Genomic DNA, 18,954 nt, shown 5'->3' on the forward strand with positions numbered 1-18,954 from the left:
ATAACCTGCAGCTGTTTTGTCAGGCTGGGTCCAGCTATCGGACGCAAGCCGCGCTGACGGAAGGGTTTCGCCCGGGGGCGAGACGGAACCCAAAATCTCATTAACGACGGATACTTAGCGCCGCGCCTCAGCTTGAGGCTGGCACCCGCGCCAGCAGGCGCTCGCCGCGCGGGCTGCGTGCGGCCACCTGAACGGTGCGGCCGGTGCCGGCGTAGGCCAGGTCGATCTGCAGATCCGGCGCGGGCAAGGCCCCTGCGCCCCGCTCCGGCCATTCCACCAGCACCAGGGCGGCGGGGTCGGCCAGCGTGTCCAGGCCCAGCCATTCCAGTTCGCCGGGGTCGGCGATGCGGTACAGGTCCAGGTGCCAGGCCGTGCGGGCGGCCAGCCGGTAGGACTCGACCAGGCTGTAGGTCGGGCTTTTCACCCGCTCGCCCACGCCCAGGGCTTGCAGGAAGGCGCGGGCGAAGCTGGTCTTGCCCGCGCCCAGGTCGCCGTGCAGGTAGATGACCGCGCCCTCGTCCACCGCGCCGGCCATGCGCGCGGCGAAGCCGGTGGTGGCCTGTTCGTCGGGAAGCGCCTGCTGCAGGGTGGTCATGCGTCGAGTCCGTTGAGCAGCCGGCGCAGCGGCGCCAGCAGGTCGGTAGCCATCAGGCCGCGCTCGCCGCCGTCGGCGGCGGCCGCGTCGCCCGCGCGGGCATGCAGGCCGACGCCCAGGCAGGCGGCTTCCCAGGCTTCGCAGCCCTGGGCCAGCAAGGCGGCGACGATGCCGGTGAGCAGGTCGCCCATGCCGCCGGTGGCCATGCCGGGGTTGCCCCAGGGGCAGACGGCCACGCGGCCATGCGGGTCGGCGATCAGGCTGCCGGCGCCCTTGAGCACCGCCACCGCGCCGTATTTGCGCGCCAGTGCGCGTACCGCGGCGTAGCGGTCGGCTTCGATCCCGGCGACCGAGCTTTCCAGCAGCCGCGCCGCTTCGCCGGGATGCGGCGTGATCACCGTGGCCGCTTCGAACACCCGCGGCTCGCGCGCCAGCAGGTTGAGGCCGTCGGCATCCAGCACCGTCGGCATGGCCATGTCCAGCGCGGTCAGCCACAGCGCATGGCCCCAGGCGCCCTGCCCCAGGCCGGGCCCGAGCGCCAGCACGTCGGCGCGCTGCAGCAGCGGCTGCAGGGACTGCGGGCCGTCGACGCCGTGCGCCATCAGTTCCGGACGGGCGCTGTTGAGCGCGGTGAGATTCGCCTCGCGCGTCGCCACGCTGACCAGCCCCGCGCCGGCGCGCAGCGCGGCTTCTCCGCTCATGCGGATGGCGCCGGCGGTGCCAAGGTCGCCGCCGATCGCCAGCACGTGGCCATTGCTGCCCTTGTGGGCATGGCGCGGGCGCGGCGGCAGCGTGGCGGCGTGCAGCAGCTCGGCGTCGGGCGCGATGCCGCCCCAGAGTTCTTCCGGCAAGTCCAGCGTATCCAGCTCCAGCACGCCCACGCGGTCCGCCGCCTGGCCGGTATGCAGGCCGCGCTTGTGCGCGATGAAGCTGACGGTGACATCGGCCTTGATCGCCTCGCCGGGGCATTGCCCGGTGTCGGCGTTGAGGCCCGAAGGCACGTCCAGCGCGAGGATCGGTTCGCCGCCCGCATTCAACCGCCACAGCAGGTCGGCCACCGCGGGCTCCGGCGCGCGCGCGAGACCGGTGCCGTACAGCGCATCCACGTGCACGTCGGCCACCGGCAGGCCGGTGACGGAGCTCCACATTTGCACCTGTCCGCCGGCCTCCTCGAAACGCGCGCGCGCCGCCGCGGCATCGCCGCGCGCTTCGCCGCTGAGCGCGAACAGCATCACCTGGTAGCCCTCCTGCAGCGCGAGCGCGCCGAGCAGGAAACCGTCGCCACCGTTATGGCCCGGCCCGCAGTACACCGCGATGCGCCGCGCCTGCGGCCAATGGCGCTGCAGCGAGGCGAACGCGGCCGCGGCCGCGCGGCGCATCAGTTCGATGCCGGGAATGCCCAGCACCTCGATGGCGCGGCGATCCAGCGCGCGCACCTGGTCGACGGTATGGAGCTCGTGGCTGTGCGGGCGTGGCGTCATGCGCCGGATTATAGGCGGAGGCCGCGGCCCGGCGGACTTACAATGCCCACCATGTCCGCCTACTCCGCCCTCGCCCACGACTACGCCGCGCTCGCCGCGGACATCAAGCGCTGGGCGCGCGAGCTCGGCTTCGCCGACGCCGGCATCGCCGGCATCGAGCTGGGCGAGGACGAGCAGCACCTGCGGCGCTGGCTGGACGACGGCCACCACGGCGAGATGGACTACATGGCCCGCCACGGCACCAAGCGCAGCCGCCCGGCCGAACTGGAACCGGGCACCCTGCGCGTGATCTCGGTGCGCATGGACTACATCCCGCCCGGCACGCGCAACGCCTGGGCCGTGCTGGAAGACGCGGACGCCGGCTATGTCGCGCGCTACGCACTGGGCCGCGACTACCACAAGCTGATGCGCAACCGCCTGCAGAAGCTGGCCGAGCGCATCCACGCCAAGGTCGGCGACTTCGGCTACCGCGCCTACGTGGATTCGGCGCCGGTGCTGGAGAAAGCCCTGGGCCGCAATGCGGGCCTGGGCTGGATCGGCAAGCACACCGTGCTGATCAACCGCAGCGCGGGTTCGTATTTCTTTCTCGGCGAGCTCTACACCGACCTGCCGCTGCCGGTGGACGAAGCCGCCACCGCGCATTGCGGCACGTGCCGCCGCTGCATCGATATCTGCCCGACCCAGGCCATCGTCGCGCCGTACCGGCTGGATGCGCGCCGCTGCATTTCCTATCTCACCATCGAACTCAAAGGCAGCATTCCGGAAGAGCTGCGTGCGCCGATGGGCAACCGCATCTTCGGCTGCGACGACTGCCAGCTGATCTGCCCCTGGAACAAGTTCGCGCGCGACGCGGCGGAGCCCGACTTCGCACCGCGCCACAGCCTGGATGGCGCGCGCCTGGTGGAACTGTTCGCCTGGAGCGAAGAGGAATTCCTGCGCCGCACCGAAGGCATGGCGATCCGCCGCACGGGCTACGAGGGCTGGCTGCGCAATATCGCGGTGGCGCTGGGCAATGCGCCGGGCTCGGGCGAAGTGCTCGACGCGCTACGTGCGCGTGCGGCGCATCCGTCGGAGCTGGTGCGCGAACACGTAGCCTGGGCGCTGGCGCGGCACCAGGCGACGTAAGAAAGAATCAACCCTCGCGGCGCTGGGCGATCTCGTCGAGCAAGGCGCGGGTGGCGGTGTCGAACGAAGACAGATCGTCCGTCTGGCCTTCCAGCGCCGGCAGGATCTGCCGCGCGATCGACTTGCCCAGCTCCACGCCCCACTGGTCGAACGCGTTGATGCTCCACAGGTGGCCGAGCATGAACACCTTGTGCTCGTACAGCGCGATCAGCGCACCCAGGCTTTCCGGGGTGAGCGAATCGAGCAGGATCACCGTGCTCGGGCGGTCGCCCGGGAAGGTGCGCTGCGCGGCGAGCACGCGGCGTGCCTGTTCGTCGCCGCCCTTGCTCTCGGCGAGGGCCTCGTCGAAGGTCTTGCCCAGCGCCAGCGCGGCGGCCTGCGCCAGCAGGTTGGACAGCAGCGCGTCGTGATTGGCGCGCAGCGGATGCGCCGGGCGCACCACGCCGATGAATTCCAGCGGCACGGTGTCGGTGCCCTGGTGCAGCGACTGGAAATACGCATGCTGCGCATTGGTGCCCACGCTGCCCCACACCACCGGCGAGGTGGACTGCGGCACCGGCTCGCCTTGCGGAGTCACCTGCTTGCCCAGGCTCTCCATTTCCAGCTGCTGCAGGTACGAGGTGAGGTCGCCCATCAGATCGGCGTAAGGCACCACCGCGCGGCTGCTGCGGCCCAGCGCATTGCGGTTCCAGTATTCGACCAGGCTGAGCAGCACCGGCAGGTTTTCCTGCCACGGCTTGCTGCGGAAGTGGTCGTCGATCTGCGCCGCGCCGGCGAGCAGCGCGCGGAAATGCTCCATGCCGATGGCCAGCGCCAGCGACAGGCCCACCGCGGACCACAGCGAGAAACGGCCGCCGACGAAATCCCACATCGGATAGATGTTGGACGTGGCCACGCCCCAGCGCTCGGCTTCGGCGGTGTTGGCGCTGACCGCCAGGAAATGCTTCGACGCGGCGCGCGCATCGCCCTCGTACGAGCGCACGATCCAGTCGCGCAGCACGTTGCCGTTGAGCAGGGTTTCCTGCGTGGTGAAGGTCTTGGAGACCACGATCACCAGGGTGCGGCGCGGGTCGAGCTGGCGCATCAGCTCGTAGGCGGCCTGGCCGTCGACATTGGTGAGGAAGTGGCTGCGCAGCTCCGGCACGTGGAACGGCGCCAGCGCGCGCACGGCCAGGCGGGGGCCGAGGTCGGAGCCGCCGATGCCGATGTTCACCACGTCGGTGATCTTCGGCGGCAGGCCCATGCTGGCGGCGTCGCCGCGCTCGATCGCGCGCACCAGTTCGTCGATGCGCTGCAGGGTGCGTTCGATCTCGCTGCGCGCCTCGCGCGGCGCCACCGGCGGCAGGCGCGAGGCGCCGCCGCGCAGCGCGGTGTGCAGCACGGCGCGGTGTTCGGACGTGTTGATCGGCTCGCCGGCGAACATGGCGTCGCGGGCCTGCTGCCAGCCGCTGGCTTCGGCGTGCTCGCCCAGCGCCTGCAGCGCTTCGTGGTCCAGCTTCTGCCGGCTCAGGTCCAGCAGCAGCGGCCCCACGCGGTGGCGCAGGCGTTCGCCGCGCTCCCGGTCCTTCAGCAAGTCGCGCAGATGGGTGCGCGAAAGACGTTCGACGTGTGCTGCCAGGAAGGACGGACTGCGCTGCTGCGACATGGGCTCGTACTTGGCGGGAAGGGGAACCCCGATCTTAGAGCCATTGAGTGGCGCGTGAGTAGCGCGCCACGTGCCAATTCCGGCAGTTTTTGCCTTGAGCCGCGGCCTCAGGCCGCGGCCATCTGCTTCGGGATCGAGCGGTTGGTATGCGAGATGCGGTTGTCGGCATCCACGTACACCAGGGTCGGCTGGAACTGCTCGACCTCGGCCTCGGACAGCTGGGCGAACGCGGCGATGATGATCAGGTCGCCCGGCTGGGCGCGGTGCGCCGCACTGCCGTTCACCGAGATGATGCCGGAGCCTTCTTCCGCGCGCAGCGCATAGGTGACGAAGCGCTTGCCGTTGTTGATGTTCCACGCGTGGATCTGCTCGTACTCGCGGATGCCGGAGGCATCGAGCAGCAGGCCGTCGATCGCGATCGAGCCTTCGTAGTGCAGCTCGGCGTGCGTCACCGTGGCACGGTGGATCTTGGCCTTGAGCATGTTCAGGTTCATGGCATGACTTCCAGCAGAAAAGGTCTGCGTAGCGGGCAATTATCGATGGGCGGGCCGTCCGGCCGCAACGAGGCCGGATGCCGCGCTATGTGGGGTGCCTCAGTCGAAAGGCAAGTTGTCGATCAGGCGGGTCTTGCCCAGGCGGGCGGCGATCAGCGCCACCAGGCCTTCGCGCTCGCCTTCGGCCGGCTCGGACAGGTCCTCGGCCCGGCGGATCGCGGCGTAGTCCGGATCGAAGCCGCCGCGGGCCAGCTTGGAGGCCGCGGCCTGCTCCACCACCTTGATGGCGTGGCCTTTTTCGACCAGCTCGCGCATCTGCTGCAGGGTGGCGTAGATCTGCGGGGCCAGCTCGCGCTCGTCGCGCGACAGGTACTGGTTGCGCGAGCTCAGCGCCAGGCCGTCGTCGGCGCGCAGGGTGGGCGCGCCCATCACCTTCACCGGCAGGGCCAGGTCGCGCACCATGCGCTCGATCACCTTCAGCTGCTGGAAGTCCTTCTGGCCGAACACGGCCACGTCCGGCTGCACCAGGTTGAACAGCTTGCACACCACGGTGGCCACGCCGTCGAAATGGCCGGGACGGTGCGCGCCTTCGAGCGTGTCGGTGATAGCCGGCACGTGCACGCTCACGCTGCTGGCCGGGCCGAACGGATACATGGTGGCCACGTCGGGCGCGAACACCAGGTCGCAGTGCTGCTCGGCCAGGCCGGCCTGGTCCTGGCTCAGCGTGCGCGGATAGCGGTCGAAATCCTCGTTCGGGCCGAACTGGGTCGGGTTGACGAACACGCTAGCCACCACGCGGTCGGTGCGCGCGCGCGCCAGCTTGATCAGCGAGTGGTGGCCGGCATGGAGGTTGCCCATGGTCGGCACGAATCCCACGGTCTGGCCCTGGGAGCGCCAGCCGCGGATCACGGCACGCAAGGCCGCGGCGTCTTGCACAGTCTGCATGGGTGTGTCTCAGCTGAAACAGTGTTCGGGTGCGGGAAAGGCGCCGCTGCGCACGTCTTCCGCATACGCGGCGAGCGCAGCCGCCACAGAATCGCGTCCGGCCAGGAAATCCTTGCTGAACTTGGGGCGCTTGCCCGGCGTGATGCCCAGCATGTCCTGCAGCACCAGTACCTGGCCGTCGCAATGCGGGCCCGCGCCGATGCCGATCACGGGAATGCCGACGGCCTTGGTGACGCGCTCGCCCAGCGAGGTCGGCACGCCTTCCAGCACCAGCAGATCCGCGCCGGCCTGCTCCACCGCCTTGGCCTCGGCCACCACGCGGTCGGCGGCTTCCTGCTCGCGGCCCTGGATGCGGAATCCGCCGAACTTGTGCACCGATTGCGGCGTGAGGCCCAGGTGCGCGCACACCGGAATGGCGCGCGTGGCCAGCGCATGGATACCGTCGAGGATATGCGGCGCCGCGCCTTCGATCTTCACCATCGCCGCGCCGCCTTCGCCGACCAGGCGCGCGCCGGCGTCGAGCAGATGCGGCACGTCGCGGTCGCTCATGAACGGCAAGTCGCTCACCAGCAAGGTGGCGGACAGGCCGCGCGCCACGGCGGCGGTGTGGTAGACCATGTGATCGAGCGTCACCGGCAGCGTGCTCGCATGCCCCTGCACCACCATGCCCAGCGAATCGCCGACCAGGGCGACGTCGATGCCGGCCGTTTCCAGCTGCCAGGCGAAGCTGTAGTCGTAGGCGGTCAGCACCACGATCGGCTTGCCTTCCGCCTTCATGGCCCGCAGGCCGGGCACCGTCACGGGCTTGCGGGCGGGAGCACTGGCATTCTGGACGTACACGGCAACGCCTTCAGATGGGTAAGAAGCGGATTATCCGCCGCATTGCACAAAAGGCTCAAGGCAGCACTTCACAGCCGCTGCGATCGAGCGCGGCGAGCAGCGCGCCCACCTTGCCCTGCCCCGGCAGCTCCAGTTCCGGCGCCAGGTCCGCCAGCGGCAGCAGCACGAAGGCGCGTTCGGCGATGCGCGGGTGCGGCAGGGTCAGGCGTTCGCCGTCGCGGCGCACGCCGTCCATGTGCAGCAGGTCCAGGTCCAGCGTGCGCGGTCCCCAGCGTTCGCCCTCGCGGACGCGGCCGGCGGCGCGCTCGATCGCCAGCAGGGCGTCCAGCAGCTCGTCCGCACTCAGCCCGGTATCCAGCTGCACGGCGGCGTTGAGGAACGGCGGCTGCTCCAGCATGCCCCACGGCGGCGTGCGGTACAGGCGCGAACGCGCGGTCACCCGCGTCGAGGGCAACTGCGCCATCGCTTCGATGGCTTCGCTCAGGTAGCGCCGGGAATCGCCCAGATTGCTGCCCAGCGCCACATAGGCGGTGCTCACGCCGCGCCCGATTTGCCGCCGGATTTGCCGCCCGGCTTGCGGCGCCGCCGCTTGCGCGGCTTGCTCGCCGGCGCGGGCTCGGCATCGCCCGCCGACGGCACGTCGGCACCGGTGCCGGACAGCGCGGCGGCCAGCGTCTCGTGCGACAGCTGCTGGGCATGCGCCCACCACTGGCCCAGCTGGTCGATCGCCTGGGATTCGGTGCCGCGCAGCAGCAGGAAGTCGAACGCGGCGCGGAAGCGCGGGTGCGCCATCAGGCGGAACACGCGCTTGCGCTGCACCTGCTCGAAGCGCGGCTGCAGCGCCCAGATCTCTTCCATGGTGATGGTGAAGCGGCGCGGGATGGCCACGCGCTGGCACTGCTCCGACACCACGTGCGCCACCGCGCGGCCCCAGGCCGTGGCGCTCTCCACGCCCTTGACGATCCACGCATGCGCCAGGTCGCGCACCTCGCCCCACAGCAGCACGGCGAACAGAAAGGCCGGCGTCACCGACTTGCCTTCGGCCACGCGCGCATCGGTGCTGCCGAGGCCTTCCTCGATCAGCTTGCGCAGCGCCTCGTCACCGCGCTTGAGCGAGCGCGCGGTGGCCGGGAACATGAACTTCAGCAGGCCGCTCTTCTCCAGCATGCGGAAGCTCTTCAGGCCATGGCCGCTCAGGAACAGCTTGAGCGATTCGTCGAACAGGCGCGCCGGCGAGGCATCCAGCAGCAGCGGGCCGAGTTCCTCGAACGGCGCGGCGGCCGCGGCGTCGATGCGGAAGTTGAGCTTGGCCGCCAGGCGCACCGCGCGCAGCATGCGCACCGGGTCCTCGCGGTAGCGCGTGACCGGGTCGCCGATCAGGTGCAGCACGCGGTTCTCCACGTCCTGCATGCCGCCGACGTAGTCGCGCACGGAGAAGTCGCTGATGTCGTAGTACAGCGCGTTGACGCGGAAGTCGCGGCGCAGCGCGTCTTCCTCGATGCTGCCCCATACGTTGTCGCGCACGATGCGGCCGTCGACGATGTGGCGGTCGCCGCCGCCTTCGTTGCCGTCGTCCTCGCCGGTGCCGCGGAAGGTGGCCACCTCGATGATCTCCGGCCCGTACACCACGTGGGCGAGGCGGAAACGGCGGCCGATCAGGCGGCAGTTGCGGAACAGCTTCTTGACGTCTTCCGGCGTGGCGTTGGTGGCCACGTCGAAGTCCTTGGGATGGCCGCCGAGCAGGAGGTCGCGCACGGCGCCTCCGACCAGGAAGGCGTCGTAGCCGGCTTCATGGAGGCGGTACAGCACGCGCAGCGCGGCCTTGCTGATGTTCTTGCGCGATATCACGTGCTGCTCGCGCGGAATGATGCGCAGCGATGGCGTGGCCTCGTTCCTTGCTTTCAAGTTCAAGCGGTTTGAATCCTTGCAGCGAAAGGGTTGCCGCATGGCCTTGGGCCTAGGCTGGCGCCGGGTCGGAACCCGTGGCTGCGCATGGCTTCGGGCATGAGACAGCTGTCACGGAGGGCATTGCCGGCCGCAACAATTTCGCTATACTAGCGCGCTCCGGTGCTTTTCGCTCCCTTCGTCTAGTGGCCTAGGACACCGCCCTCTCAAGGCGGGAACACGAGTTCGAACCTCGTAGGGAGCGCCACTTCCGGGCCGCACAGGCCCATCCGGCATACACAGGCCCGCGATCGCATGACCTTTGTCGTCACCGACAACTGCATCAAGTGCAAGTACACCGACTGCGTCGAAGTCTGCCCTGTCGATGCCTTCCACGAAGGCCCGAATTTCCTGGTGATCGATCCGGACGAGTGCATCGACTGCACCTTGTGCGAGCCGGAATGCCCGATCAACGCCATCTATCCGGAAGACGACGTGCCCGCCGGGCAGGAGTCCTTCGTGGCGCTCAACGCGGAACTGGCCAAGGCCTGGCCGGTGATCACCGAGCGCAAGGACGGCCTGCCGGACGCCAAGGAATGGGAAAACAAGCCGGGCAAGCTGGACCAGCTGCAGCGCTGATTTTCCGACTGTTCCGAATCTTTTCTTCGGACTTCGCCCTATAAAAAAGCCGCCCGATGGGCGGCTTTTTCGTTCAATGAGCAACCGGGGCGCGGAATCAATTACCGCCCAGGCGCGACTTCAGCGTATCCACCACCTTGGCCACGGCGGCGGCATCGCCCTGCGCGCGCACTTCGCTGGCGCTCTGGCCGCTGGGGCCGATCACCACCTGCACCTGATGCGGCGCGGCGCCCGGCGCGGGGGCGGAGGCGTCCTTCTTGCCGCCGCCGAACATGCGGCGGAAGAAGCCCGGCTTGCTGCCCTGCGTGGCCGAGGCCACCACGCTCAGCGTGTAGGCATGGCCGGCGTCGTCGTGGCTCAGCACCTGGCCGATGTCGCCCTGCTCCAGCGCCTGGCCGACGCGGCGGTAGGCGTTGTCGACCGTGTCGGTGAGCACGAAGCCGTCGGCGATCACGCCGCCGCCCTTGCCCACGCGCGCCGTGGCGCCGTTGGAGGTGGGGTTGTTGGCGCCCTGCTCCGGGATCACCAGGGCGGCGCTGGTCGACGGCGTATCCAGGCCCGGCGGGATCTCCAGCGGCGTTTCCTGCTTGGCGGCCTCCCAGGCCTTCTCCGAGCGGAACATGCCGCAACCGGAAAGCAGCGAGGCGGACAGGGCGAGGGCCGGCATGGCGAGGAGGAGCGGGGATTTCTTCATTGAATTGGAGTTCCGTTGAGAGATCGGGCGGCCGTCAGGCCGCGTTTGCCAAGGATGCCAGAGCCGCCAGCGCTTCGGCGATGCGCGCCCGTTCCGGCCCTTCCTGCAGTTCGACCAGGGGCAGGCGCGGCACCGCCGAACCCAGCCCCAGCGCCGGCAGGCCGGCCTTCACGGCGATCGGGTTGGGAGCGCAGTTCAACGCCTGAACCAGCGCGGCGAGGACATCGTCGCAGCGCGCGGTGGCGGCCGCGTCGCCCGCGGCCGCCGCGTCGCACAGCGCGCGGAAGGCCTTGGGCGCCAGGTTGGCCACCACCGAGATGGTGCCGGCCGCGCCGGCCAGCATGGCCTTGCCGGCGGTCGGGTCGTCACCGGACAGGTAGACGAAATCGGCGCGCGCAAGTTCCGCCAGGGCGTGGATGCGCTCGTCGCTGCCCACCGCTTCCTTGATGCCGACGATGGCCGGATGGTCGCGCAGCGCGGCCACCGTCTCCGGCAGCAGGTCGCAGCCGGTGCGGCCGGGCACGTTGTAGAGGATCACCGGCAGGCCGCCCTGCTCGGCCACCGCGAGGAAATGCCGGCGCAGGCCTTCCTGCGTGGGGCGCACGTAGAACGGCGCCACCACCAGCGCGACGTCCGCGCCCAGTTCGCGCGCGCGGCGGGTCAGCGCTACGGTCCTGGCCGTGCCTGCCTCGCCGGTGCCGGCGAGCACCGGGATGCGTCCGGCCACGCGTTTCACCGCGAAGGCCAGCAGGGTGTCGTATTCGTCGTGCTCGAGCATGTGGGCTTCGCCGGTGGAACCGGCCACCACCACGGCCTGCGTCCCGCCGGCGATCTGGTAGTCCAGCAGCCGCCCGAAGGCGTCCAGATCCAGCGCGCCGTCCGACGTGAACGGGGTCGCCAGGGCGCAGATGCTTCCACGAATCTTCAAGACATACTCCGGCCAGAAGCCAAGCCCTGCATGTTACTAGAAAAACAAACGAACCCAATACAACGCGTTAGCTCAAGAAGAGCCGCCAGGGGTTCCGTTTGGGTGCCAATCCGGCGCCGCCCAGGTGCCATCGCAAGGTGCCACGAGGAATAAAAGTCACAGCCTAGGGGGAACGACAGTTCCCTCCCTAAAGACCTCCTAAAGAGGTCCACAGAAAACCTATTGAACGCCTCGGTTCCCTCGCGGAGCCGGGGCGTTTTTCTTTTGGGAGAACGCATGGATATCGTGCAGCAGACCGAGCAAGACCTCAGAGCCCGCCAGATCGCCCTTGAAGAAGAAAGCCTGACCCTGGGCATCGACCGCTACCAGAAGGAGCGGCATCGCCAGGAAGAAGCGGACAGCGGCCCCGGTCGGCGCCTCATTCGCGACACCATCGCCCCCCTCTCCCAAGCCATCGACTCCTTTGTAGCCGAGGCCCGCAACGGCAAGCCAGGAAAGAAGCACACCGCCGTCCGCTGGGCTGAGAAGTTTCCCTCCTCCGAGCTGGCATATCTCACCGCCAGACATTGCCTCAACGCCGTTTCCTCTGGAGAGTCCCGCGTCCAGACGGTTGCAGAAGCCATCGCAACGTCCATCGAGGACTCCGTTAACTACTCGCGCTTCCGCGAGGTCTCCCCCGGCTTGTACAAACACCTCCAGACGGTCCTGAAGAAAAGCACCTCTCAGCGTCACTCCCGAAACGTCATGGGGGCTGCGATGCGGCGGACAGAACTGGATCAGTTCGTCTTTCCCGATCACGACGGCATCCACTTCGGAATGAAGATGGTTGAGCTGTTCATAGAGGCCACGGGCTTTGCCCACCTCTACAACGACTCCTCACATGGAAAGACCCGCGAGCGCGTTCTAATTCGAGGCACCGAGCAGGTTCTCGAATGGCTCGACAAGGCCCATGACGCTGCCGCGCATTTCGCCCCTGTCCGGCTTCCGATGCTGGTCCCCCCGGTTCCCTGGCAAGCCTCTAAAGGCGGCGGCTATCTCACCGATGCCGGCGGCCTGGTTCCCATTGTCCGCACCCGGAACAAGGCGTACCTCCGTGAGCTGGACAACGCGGACATGCCTCTTGTCTATGAGGCCCTCAACGCCATCCAAGCGACCCCCTGGAAGATCAACACGGCCGTCCTGGACGTCATGAAGGAAGCCTGGGAGGCAGGCGGCGGGGTCGGCGACCTCCCTCATCGTGATCTGGAGCAGGTCCCCGGCCTCCCCGTAGCCGCCGAACACATGGATGCCTGGAAGGAGGAGAACCCGGAGGCATTCAAGGACTGGAAGCGACGACGGTTTGAGGTCTACGAGCGGAACGCGCGCAGCACCTCCAAACGCATCTCCGCCGCCAACAAGATCGCTCTGGCCGCCCGGTTCGCCCCCGAGGCGGTCATTTTCTTTCCGCACTCCCTGGACTTCCGAGGCCGCGTCTACCCCATACCTGGCACCCTGAATCCCCAGGGGGACGACCAGACGAAGGCATTACTGGTCTTCGCCGAGGGCATGCCTCTCGGCAAGGAGGGAGCCAGATGGCTCGCCATCCACCTCGCCAACGTCTTTGGCGTGGACAAGGTGCCCTTCGAGGATCGCGTGAGATGGGTAAACGAGAACGAGGAAGCCATTCTCGATTCGGCGCTCGACCCGCTGGATGGTCACAGGTTCTGGACCAAAGCAGACTCCCCCTGGTGTGCCTTGGCTGCATGCTTCGAGTGGGCCGGCTACAAGGCCATGGGCGAGGAGTTCGTCTCCCACATCCCTGTCGCCCTCGACGGCTCCTGCAACGGCCTCCAGAACTTCTCGGCGATGCTGAGGGACTCCATCGGAGGCGCAGCGACCAACCTCATCCCACAGCAGAAGCCGGCCGACATTTATACGCAGGTGATGAAAGTCGCTGCGGAGCGGATCAAGGCGGAGGCAGAGGGTGGCAACCTAATGGCCCTGGTATGGGATGGCCGCCTCACCAGGAACCTCGTGAAGCGTCCTGTGATGACCCTGCCATATGGGGTCACCAAGGCGGGCATGCGTGACCAGATCGTGGACACCCTTAAGAAGGAGGGTGAGGACTGCGCATGGGACGCCGCTCAGTATCTCGCGGATGTCCTTTGGGACTGCATTGGCCAGGTCGTGATCGCGGCTCGCGAAGCTATGGACTGGCTGAAGGCCGCCGCTAAGGTGGCCGCTAAGGGCGACACGCCGGTGAGCTGGACGACCCCGGCTGGATTTCCGGTTCTCCAGGAGTACAGAGAAAGCATCGGAAGCCGCATCAATACGCACGTTGGCGGGCGTCGGACGTATATAAGTCACAGCTTAGAAGGAACAAAACTCGACGGCCGCAGACAGGCTCTCGGCATCTCTCCCAACTTCGTCCACTCGTGCGACGCCTCGCACATGATGCTCACCGTCTGCACTGCCTCGGATAACGAAATCGCCGCCTTCGCGATGATCCATGACTCGTTCGGCACGCATGCAGCCAATACGCACGTTCTCGCCGCATCCCTCCGAGCCGCCTTCGTGGACCAATACACCCGAGAAGTTCTGACCGATTTCCGGGACGAACTCTCTGCACAGCTCGCTCCTGAACTGGCGACTGACCTTCCACCACTTCCCCCTTCTGGCGACCTGGACCTCTCCCTAGTGGAGGAGTCCGCCTATTTCTTTGCCTAGTCACTTTCCAATTGGAAACGATAGAGGATTGTATGAGCATCCAATTCAACACCGAGCTGGACACCTACACCGCCGTGGACGAGTACGGTGTGGTTCTCGCGATCTACGACCAGGACGTGCACGGCACTGTGCGCGACTTCCGTTCGTTCGCCCGCCACCTGGTCGCGGGAGCCTGAGCATGAACCTCGGACTCTCCTCGCTGTTCGTCGTCTTCGTGGTCCTCAAGCTGACCAAGGTCATCACGTGGAGCTGGTGGTGGATCGCCTCACCGCTCTGGATCGCCGCCCTGCTCTGGCTGCTGATCGTCGGCATCGCCATCTGGTCGAGGGGCTGACGATGCCCAAGAAGCGCACCGTCGCCCCCTTCTACACCAAGCGCATGACGCGCATGGCCGTCAACGCACAGCGCCTGCCGTTGATGCAGCGTCTCTCTGTCTATGCGGGTATTGCCGAAGCGCTACGCGTTCGCCGTTCGCCCACTCGTGCCTGACATCCGAACCCAGCTCGGCTTCCGCGAACCCGTGGAAGCCGCTACGGGCGCGTTCCAGGTCATCAACGCACTGCAAGACCTCCCGCCAGCCAACCAGGTCATCGCGCTGGTTGCCGCCTTCTACCTCGTTACGGACGCATTACGCATCGATCGATCTCAGGCGCTCCACACGCTTGACCGGATGGACCGCGATTGCGCCTATCAGAACGAGGACACCTTCAACGTCGTCCGTGAATACGCCAAGGGCGAATTGAGCGAGAAGTACCGATGAGCCTCAACGTGCTCCTGCGGGATGCCTATCGGGAGCTGGACAACTCCGGCTCCCTCTCCCGCCTCACCCGAGAAACCCTTCTCCACGCTGGGATCGACCCGGCGTTGACGGAGGTCGCCAACGAAGCAAGTAAGGAAAACGAAGAAGACTGATGGCAAACCCGAAGAAGCAACCGCCGCTCAACACCCCGCGCGGCGTCGCGGTATACCCGGCCCTGAACGTGCCGGACACCAAGTTCAAGCCGGAAGGCGAGTACGCCGTCCGACTGGCGTTCGACCCGAATGCCGAAGACGCGCAGAAGATGATCGCCGAGCTGGAGCGTCGCCGCGACGTTGCCTGGGACGAGCACCTCGCGTCGCTGAAGGACGAGTCCGAGCGCAAGAAGTTCACCAAGGCATACAGCAAGGCTCCGGTGTTCACCGAGGAGGTGGACAAGGAAGGCGACGAGACCGGCCGCATCCTCATCAACTTCAAGATGAAGGCCAGCGGCGTCAATAAGAAGACCGGCAAGACCTGGAAGCAGTCGCCGACCATCCTGGATGCCCGCGGCAAGAAGATGGAGAACCCGCCGGACATTTATGGCGGCTCCGTGCTGCGCATTGGCTTCGAGACGACGTCCGGCCCTGTCCCGTCGAGCAAGCTGTTCTACCTGTCGTGCCGCCTTCTGGCCGTCAAGGTGCTCGACCTGGTGACCAAGGGTGGCTACAGCGCCGAGCAGTTGGGCCTGGGCGACGAGGAGGAAGGCTACGAAGCCGACGAGTCCGAGCTGAGCGCCGCCATGTCGACCAGCGCCCCCAACGGCGGCGACGCCGAGACCGGCACCGATGACGGAGACGGCGATTTCTGACGCCGTCTTGTCGGGACTGACCGACGCATGGAAGGGGGCGGCTCACGTCGCCTCCATTCCCATCCCTCTCGAACCTGTTCCCGCTTCTCGCCCCCGCGTGACCCGATGGGGCACTTACCACGCAAAGCCCTACAAGCAATGGCTCGATGCCGCGGAGAACCACCTCCCCGGCCTGACGGACCTCATCGGTCTAGAAGCAAACCTACTGGTCATCGTCGAATCCATCTGCACTCGCGCCAAGACGTCGAAGCTGGTCCGCCCCAAGGGCGACACCGACAACTACGCCAAGGGGCCGCTCGACGCCATCACGCATACCAGCGGCTACTGGAAGGATGACGTCCAGGTCATCGACCTCGTCAGCCGCAAGCGCTTCGCCGCCAAAGGCGAACCCGCCCATACCGTCGTCCATATCTACATCCTCAAGTGAAGCTGAAACCGCTGACCGCGGTGGACCGGCTCTACGTAACGTGCTCCATGACCCGCGACAGCGAGGACATCGGCGCCGCCGAGCTGGCCGCCGCGCATCGTCGTCAGGGTTACTCGCAGATCGGCGTGCACTACGTGATCCGACGAGACGGGACGGTCGAAGAAGGCCGCCCATTAAACCTTCCCGGCGCCATGTCTCGCGACATGAACCACCGAGCGATCCAGGTGTGCCTCATCGGCGGCCTGAACGACCACTTGGAGCCCTATGGCTCCTTCACCAGCGCGCAGCGAGCCGCCCTGCACACGTTGCAGATGGTCCACACCAACGACTTCACCGAAGACGTCAAGACCGTCTACGGCCCCGAGTCGCCGCTCAAAACCATCCGATAGGAGTTCCTATGAAGCTGTCCCGACAAGCGATCCTCGTTCGCGATCACCTGCTGTCCGAAAAGCACATCACGTCCTGGCAGGCCGAGGGCGTCTATCGCATCCGCCGCCTGGCCTCGCGCGTTGACGAGCTTGTCGCGGCCGGCTTCGATGTCCTGAAGGAAGAACAGCAGGACGCCACGAAGCAGCGCTACATCCGCTACTCCTTCAGCGATACGCAGCGCCGCTCTGCGAATCCCATCAGGCCCCCGCGTCCGCGCCAACCGCGCCTGACCCACGCCCTCATCCGCAACGTGATGACCGACCTCGGCTTCTACGAGGGCGACATCAACGATCTCATCAAGGCCCTCAAGGAGAAAGCATGACCGAATCCGTGAACACCGCTATGCGCGAAGCCTTCGCCAACATCTCCGTGCCGAAGGGCCAGAAGATCGAAGGCAGCGCCGAGCTGATCGTGTCGGCACTCAAGCGCAAGGTCGGCGTCACCAAGCGCAAGACCATGTGGTCCGTGCAGCGTGGAAAGAACCGAGTCTGAGTTCGTCCGCAAGGAGCCGTGCCCCGCGTGCGGTAGCAGAGACAACCTCGGACGCTACAGCGATGGGCACGGCCACTGCTTCGGCTGCGGCTACTACGAGAAGGGTGACGGCGAGCCCGTCACCTCTACAACCAAAGGAAAGCGCATGAGCGACTTCATCCACGGTGAGGTCGCAGCTCTCGGCAAGCGCGGCATCACTGAAGAAACCTGTCGAAAGTACAGCTACATGGTGGGCGAACACCACGAAAAGAAGGTGCAGATCGCCAACTACCACCGAGACGGCGAGATCGTTGCGCAGAAGCTCCGATACGCGGACAAGACTTTCAGCTTCCGTGGCGACTCGAAAAAGTGCGGACTGTTCGGGCAGCACCTCTGGAGCCCCGGACGTCGCATCGTCATCACGGAGGGCGAGATCGACGCCCTGTCGGTTTCCCAGGCACAAGAGAACAAATGGCCTGTCGTCTCGCTTCCGAACGGTGCCCAGGGAGCGAAGAAGTCCCTCGCTCGTGAGTTGGAGTGGCTCGAACAGTTCGAGGAGATCGTCCTCATGTTCGACATGGACGAGCCAGGTCAGGACGCCGCCAAGGAGTGCTCCGAGCTATTCACTCCCGGCAAGTGCAAGATCGCCCACCTCCCGGCCAAAGACCCCAACGAGCTAATTCAGCAGGGCAAGGCCCGCGAGATCATCACCGCCATCTGGAACGCCAAGGTGTATCGGCCAGACGGCATCGTGACCTTCGGCGACGTGCGCGAGCGAGCCCTGGCGAAGATAGTCCGCGGCCTGCCCTGGTTCCTCCCGTCCCTCAACGATTACACCTACGGCCGCCGCTACGGCGAGGTCTACTTCTTCGGTGCAGGTACGGGCGTCGGCAAGACCGACTGGTTCACCCAGGAAATCGAGCACACCGCCATCACGCTCAACGAGAAGTGCGGCTTGTTCTACTTGGAGCAACCGCCGGTAGAGACCGCGAAGCGTGTGGCCGGCAAGCACTCCGGCAAGCGATTCCACGTGCCTGACGGTTCGTGGACCGAGGAGGAGTTAACGGCCTCCTTCGAGCGCATCGAAGCCAGCAGAAACGTCTTCATGTACGACTCGTTCGGCTCGACCGAGTGGCCCACGATCCTCGCCAAGATGAAGTACCTCGTGGTCAGCGAAGGAGTGAAGCACATCTTCTTCGACCACCTGACGGCCGTGGTGGCCGCTGAGGAAGATGAGCGTAAAGCCCTGGAGAAGATCATGGAGGAAATCGCCTCCTTCGCTCAGGCGCACAACATCTGCTTCTACGGCATCTCTCACTTGGCGACCCCGGAGGGTAAGCCGCACGAGGAAGGTGGGCGCGTGATGATCCGCCACTTCAAGGGTTCCCGCTCCATCGGCTTCTGGAGCCACTTCATGTTCGGCCTGGAGCGCGACCAGCAGGCCGAGGACGAGGAAGTGCGACAGACGACGATCCTCCGCATCCTCAAGGACCGCTTCACCGGCCAGGCCACCGGCAAGGTGATCCCGTTGGGATACGACGTGACCACCGGCCGTTTGTTCGAGAAGGAACTTGTGGCGGGCAATGACCTGTACGGCGACGAGTCGGACAGCGCGACACCTTCAGGCGACTACTGATGGGCTCTCCGGAGCCCGTCACGCACGTCGTCTACATCCCCAAGGACGCCCCGCTCACCGCGGCGGCGTCCGCGTGCTTCCCCTATCTCCCCAAGTCCACACCACAGGCCACCGCGCAGTACCACGAGGGCGGCCGACGCGTGCTCATCACCATCACCGTACAGGAACTCGAATGAACCTCATCGCCCGTCTTCTGGACCTGCTGTCCCCCTTCAGCGTCGAGACCGTCATCCGCCGCCACGAACGCGACGTGGCCCGCCTCCAGCGCGTGGCCGACAACCGCCGCGCCGCTGCCGAAGCGGAAGCGTCGGCCGCCCATGCTGCCCTCCAAGCCGCCCGCGACCACGCCGATGAGGCGACCCGCGCTGAGCGCATCGCCGACCGCATGAAGGCCCTGGTGGACTGACC

At 66.8% G+C, this 18,954-nt stretch carries 26 protein-coding genes and 1 tRNA gene; 17 read left to right on the forward strand and 10 right to left on the reverse strand.

The window, feature by feature from the left end:
• Positions 1–127 precede the first annotated feature (127 nt).
• Together tsaE and ISN75_RS13970 are read right to left on the reverse strand one after the other, a co-directional pair.
• Complete coding sequence (gene tsaE / locus ISN75_RS13965) at positions 128–595, reverse strand: tRNA (adenosine(37)-N6)-threonylcarbamoyltransferase complex ATPase subunit type 1 TsaE (protein WP_167254434.1); 468 nt, start codon at positions 593–595, stop codon at positions 128–130.
• Positions 592–2,076, reverse strand: a complete 1,485-nt coding sequence (locus ISN75_RS13970; RefSeq protein ID WP_168647101.1) for an NAD(P)H-hydrate dehydratase — start codon at positions 2,074–2,076, stop codon at positions 592–594. Before ISN75_RS13970 ends, tsaE begins: the two co-directional genes overlap by 4 nt.
• 51 nt (positions 2,077–2,127) lie before the next feature.
• On the opposite strand from ISN75_RS13970, the gene queG reads away from it, so the two are divergent.
• On the forward strand, positions 2,128–3,201 hold the full coding sequence (gene queG / locus ISN75_RS13975) for a tRNA epoxyqueuosine(34) reductase QueG (RefSeq protein WP_246866607.1): 1,074 nt from the start codon (positions 2,128–2,130) through the stop codon (positions 3,199–3,201).
• A 7-nt stretch (positions 3,202–3,208) separates the two neighbouring features.
• Here queG and pgi read toward each other — a convergent pair whose 3' ends face one another.
• From pgi to pcnB, 6 genes are all read right to left on the reverse strand, one after another.
• Complete coding sequence (gene pgi, locus ISN75_RS13980) at positions 3,209–4,846, reverse strand: glucose-6-phosphate isomerase (protein ID WP_168647099.1); 1,638 nt, start codon at positions 4,844–4,846, stop codon at positions 3,209–3,211.
• Between the two features lie 107 nt (positions 4,847–4,953).
• On the reverse strand, positions 4,954–5,340 hold the full coding sequence (gene panD / locus ISN75_RS13985; protein ID WP_090450268.1) for an aspartate 1-decarboxylase: 387 nt from the start codon (positions 5,338–5,340) through the stop codon (positions 4,954–4,956).
• A 99-nt stretch (positions 5,341–5,439) separates the two neighbouring features.
• Positions 5,440–6,285, reverse strand: coding sequence for a pantoate--beta-alanine ligase (gene panC / locus ISN75_RS13990; protein ID WP_167254419.1), 846 nt, complete (start codon positions 6,283–6,285; stop codon positions 5,440–5,442).
• A 9-nt stretch (positions 6,286–6,294) separates the two neighbouring features.
• Positions 6,295–7,125 carry a 3-methyl-2-oxobutanoate hydroxymethyltransferase gene (gene panB, locus ISN75_RS13995; RefSeq protein WP_167254417.1) on the reverse strand — a complete coding sequence of 277 codons (831 nt, stop codon included), beginning with the start codon at positions 7,123–7,125 and terminating at the stop codon, positions 6,295–6,297.
• A 55-nt stretch (positions 7,126–7,180) separates the two neighbouring features.
• Positions 7,181–7,663 carry a 2-amino-4-hydroxy-6-hydroxymethyldihydropteridine diphosphokinase gene (gene folK, locus ISN75_RS14000; RefSeq protein WP_343818846.1) on the reverse strand — a complete coding sequence of 161 codons (483 nt, stop codon included), beginning with the start codon at positions 7,661–7,663 and terminating at the stop codon, positions 7,181–7,183.
• Positions 7,660–9,036, reverse strand: coding sequence for a polynucleotide adenylyltransferase PcnB (gene pcnB / locus ISN75_RS14005; RefSeq protein ID WP_343818845.1), 1,377 nt, complete (start codon positions 9,034–9,036; stop codon positions 7,660–7,662). Before pcnB ends, folK begins: the two co-directional genes overlap by 4 nt.
• Before the next feature lie 165 nt (positions 9,037–9,201).
• On the opposite strand from pcnB, the gene ISN75_RS14010 reads away from it, so the two are divergent.
• Positions 9,202–9,277 (forward strand) — tRNA-Glu (locus ISN75_RS14010).
• Positions 9,278–9,324: 47 nt separating this feature from the next.
• Positions 9,325–9,648, forward strand: a complete 324-nt coding sequence (gene fdxA / locus ISN75_RS14015; protein ID WP_167254411.1) for a ferredoxin FdxA — start codon at positions 9,325–9,327, stop codon at positions 9,646–9,648.
• Positions 9,649–9,745: 97 nt separating this feature from the next.
• On the opposite strand, the gene ISN75_RS14020 is transcribed toward fdxA, so the two are convergent.
• Both ISN75_RS14020 and dapA read right to left on the reverse strand, forming a co-directional pair.
• Positions 9,746–10,342, reverse strand: coding sequence for a hypothetical protein (locus tag ISN75_RS14020; RefSeq protein ID WP_343818844.1), 597 nt, complete (start codon positions 10,340–10,342; stop codon positions 9,746–9,748).
• A 34-nt stretch (positions 10,343–10,376) separates the two neighbouring features.
• Positions 10,377–11,270: a 4-hydroxy-tetrahydrodipicolinate synthase gene (dapA, locus tag ISN75_RS14025; protein WP_168647097.1), complete on the reverse strand. Its 894-nt coding sequence runs from the start codon at positions 11,268–11,270 to the stop codon at positions 10,377–10,379.
• Between the two features lie 276 nt (positions 11,271–11,546).
• Between dapA and ISN75_RS14030 the strand changes: the two genes are divergently transcribed.
• The 14 genes from ISN75_RS14030 (at position 11,547) to ISN75_RS14095 (ending at position 18,952) form a co-directional block, all read left to right on the forward strand.
• Entirely contained in the window at positions 11,547–13,976 is a 2,430-nt protein-coding gene (locus ISN75_RS14030) for a DNA-directed RNA polymerase (protein ID WP_343818843.1), read from the forward strand.
• A gap of 32 nt (positions 13,977–14,008) precedes the next feature.
• On the forward strand, positions 14,009–14,152 hold the full coding sequence (locus ISN75_RS14035) for a hypothetical protein (protein ID WP_343818842.1): 144 nt from the start codon (positions 14,009–14,011) through the stop codon (positions 14,150–14,152).
• A gap of 2 nt (positions 14,153–14,154) precedes the next feature.
• Positions 14,155–14,310, forward strand: a complete 156-nt coding sequence (locus tag ISN75_RS14040) for a hypothetical protein (protein WP_343818841.1) — start codon at positions 14,155–14,157, stop codon at positions 14,308–14,310.
• A 2-nt stretch (positions 14,311–14,312) separates the two neighbouring features.
• Positions 14,313–14,465: a hypothetical protein gene (locus ISN75_RS14045; protein ID WP_343818840.1), complete on the forward strand. Its 153-nt coding sequence runs from the start codon at positions 14,313–14,315 to the stop codon at positions 14,463–14,465.
• Complete coding sequence (locus ISN75_RS14050; RefSeq protein WP_343818839.1) at positions 14,458–14,736, forward strand: hypothetical protein; 279 nt, start codon at positions 14,458–14,460, stop codon at positions 14,734–14,736. Before ISN75_RS14045 ends, ISN75_RS14050 begins: the two co-directional genes overlap by 8 nt.
• Positions 14,733–14,888 (forward strand): hypothetical protein, encoded by a 156-nt coding sequence (locus ISN75_RS14055; RefSeq protein ID WP_343818838.1) that lies wholly within the window; start codon positions 14,733–14,735, stop codon positions 14,886–14,888. Before ISN75_RS14050 ends, ISN75_RS14055 begins: the two co-directional genes overlap by 4 nt.
• Entirely contained in the window at positions 14,888–15,583 is a 696-nt protein-coding gene (locus tag ISN75_RS14060; protein WP_343818837.1) for a hypothetical protein, read from the forward strand. The genes ISN75_RS14055 and ISN75_RS14060 overlap by 1 nt, the downstream gene beginning before the upstream one ends.
• Entirely contained in the window at positions 15,561–16,010 is a 450-nt protein-coding gene (locus ISN75_RS14065; protein WP_343818836.1) for a RusA family crossover junction endodeoxyribonuclease, read from the forward strand. The genes ISN75_RS14060 and ISN75_RS14065 overlap by 23 nt, the downstream gene beginning before the upstream one ends.
• Before the next feature lie 47 nt (positions 16,011–16,057).
• The gene (locus tag ISN75_RS14070) at positions 16,058–16,399 is read left to right on the forward strand and encodes an N-acetylmuramoyl-L-alanine amidase (protein WP_343818835.1); all 342 of its coding nucleotides are present in this window, start codon (positions 16,058–16,060) and stop codon (positions 16,397–16,399) included.
• A gap of 8 nt (positions 16,400–16,407) precedes the next feature.
• Positions 16,408–16,761, forward strand: a complete 354-nt coding sequence (locus ISN75_RS14075; RefSeq protein ID WP_343818834.1) for a helix-turn-helix domain-containing protein — start codon at positions 16,408–16,410, stop codon at positions 16,759–16,761.
• Positions 16,758–16,931, forward strand: coding sequence for a hypothetical protein (locus ISN75_RS14080; RefSeq protein WP_343818833.1), 174 nt, complete (start codon positions 16,758–16,760; stop codon positions 16,929–16,931). Before ISN75_RS14075 ends, ISN75_RS14080 begins: the two co-directional genes overlap by 4 nt.
• Positions 16,932–17,076: 145 nt before the next feature.
• Positions 17,077–18,546 carry a toprim domain-containing protein gene (locus ISN75_RS14085; protein ID WP_343818832.1) on the forward strand — a complete coding sequence of 490 codons (1,470 nt, stop codon included), beginning with the start codon at positions 17,077–17,079 and terminating at the stop codon, positions 18,544–18,546.
• On the forward strand, positions 18,546–18,722 hold the full coding sequence (locus ISN75_RS14090; RefSeq protein ID WP_343818831.1) for a hypothetical protein: 177 nt from the start codon (positions 18,546–18,548) through the stop codon (positions 18,720–18,722). Before ISN75_RS14085 ends, ISN75_RS14090 begins: the two co-directional genes overlap by 1 nt.
• Positions 18,719–18,952, forward strand: a complete 234-nt coding sequence (locus ISN75_RS14095) for a hypothetical protein (RefSeq protein WP_343818830.1) — start codon at positions 18,719–18,721, stop codon at positions 18,950–18,952. Before ISN75_RS14090 ends, ISN75_RS14095 begins: the two co-directional genes overlap by 4 nt.
• Positions 18,953–18,954: the final 2 nt, after the last annotated feature.

Source organism: Dyella marensis, assembly GCF_049532885.1.
Lineage (GTDB): Bacteria > Pseudomonadota > Gammaproteobacteria > Xanthomonadales > Rhodanobacteraceae > Dyella_D > Dyella_D marensis.

Coding starts and splice junctions, on each gene's coding strand:
- tsaE (WP_167254434.1), bottom strand. CDS start 595: ATGACCACCCTGCAGCAGGCGCTTCCCGACGAACAGGCCACCACCGGC.
- ISN75_RS13970 (WP_168647101.1), bottom strand. CDS start 2,076: ATGACGCCACGCCCGCACAGCCACGAGCTCCATACCGTCGACCAGGTG.
- queG (WP_246866607.1), top strand. CDS start 2,128: ATGTCCGCCTACTCCGCCCTCGCCCACGACTACGCCGCGCTCGCCGCG.
- pgi (WP_168647099.1), bottom strand. CDS start 4,846: ATGTCGCAGCAGCGCAGTCCGTCCTTCCTGGCAGCACACGTCGAACGT.
- panD (WP_090450268.1), bottom strand. CDS start 5,340: ATGAACCTGAACATGCTCAAGGCCAAGATCCACCGTGCCACGGTGACG.
- panC (WP_167254419.1), bottom strand. CDS start 6,285: ATGCAGACTGTGCAAGACGCCGCGGCCTTGCGTGCCGTGATCCGCGGC.
- fdxA (WP_167254411.1), top strand. CDS start 9,325: ATGACCTTTGTCGTCACCGACAACTGCATCAAGTGCAAGTACACCGAC.
- ISN75_RS14020 (WP_343818844.1), bottom strand. CDS start 10,342: ATGAAGAAATCCCCGCTCCTCCTCGCCATGCCGGCCCTCGCCCTGTCC.
- ISN75_RS14030 (WP_343818843.1), top strand. CDS start 11,547: ATGGATATCGTGCAGCAGACCGAGCAAGACCTCAGAGCCCGCCAGATC.
- ISN75_RS14035 (WP_343818842.1), top strand. CDS start 14,009: ATGAGCATCCAATTCAACACCGAGCTGGACACCTACACCGCCGTGGAC.
- ISN75_RS14040 (WP_343818841.1), top strand. CDS start 14,155: ATGAACCTCGGACTCTCCTCGCTGTTCGTCGTCTTCGTGGTCCTCAAG.
- ISN75_RS14045 (WP_343818840.1), top strand. CDS start 14,313: ATGCCCAAGAAGCGCACCGTCGCCCCCTTCTACACCAAGCGCATGACG.
- ISN75_RS14055 (WP_343818838.1), top strand. CDS start 14,733: ATGAGCCTCAACGTGCTCCTGCGGGATGCCTATCGGGAGCTGGACAAC.
- ISN75_RS14060 (WP_343818837.1), top strand. CDS start 14,888: ATGGCAAACCCGAAGAAGCAACCGCCGCTCAACACCCCGCGCGGCGTC.
- ISN75_RS14065 (WP_343818836.1), top strand. CDS start 15,561: ATGACGGAGACGGCGATTTCTGACGCCGTCTTGTCGGGACTGACCGAC.
- ISN75_RS14070 (WP_343818835.1), top strand. CDS start 16,058: ATGACCCGCGACAGCGAGGACATCGGCGCCGCCGAGCTGGCCGCCGCG.
- ISN75_RS14075 (WP_343818834.1), top strand. CDS start 16,408: ATGAAGCTGTCCCGACAAGCGATCCTCGTTCGCGATCACCTGCTGTCC.
- ISN75_RS14080 (WP_343818833.1), top strand. CDS start 16,758: ATGACCGAATCCGTGAACACCGCTATGCGCGAAGCCTTCGCCAACATC.
- ISN75_RS14085 (WP_343818832.1), top strand. CDS start 17,077: ATGAGCGACTTCATCCACGGTGAGGTCGCAGCTCTCGGCAAGCGCGGC.
- ISN75_RS14090 (WP_343818831.1), top strand. CDS start 18,546: ATGGGCTCTCCGGAGCCCGTCACGCACGTCGTCTACATCCCCAAGGAC.
- ISN75_RS14095 (WP_343818830.1), top strand. CDS start 18,719: ATGAACCTCATCGCCCGTCTTCTGGACCTGCTGTCCCCCTTCAGCGTC.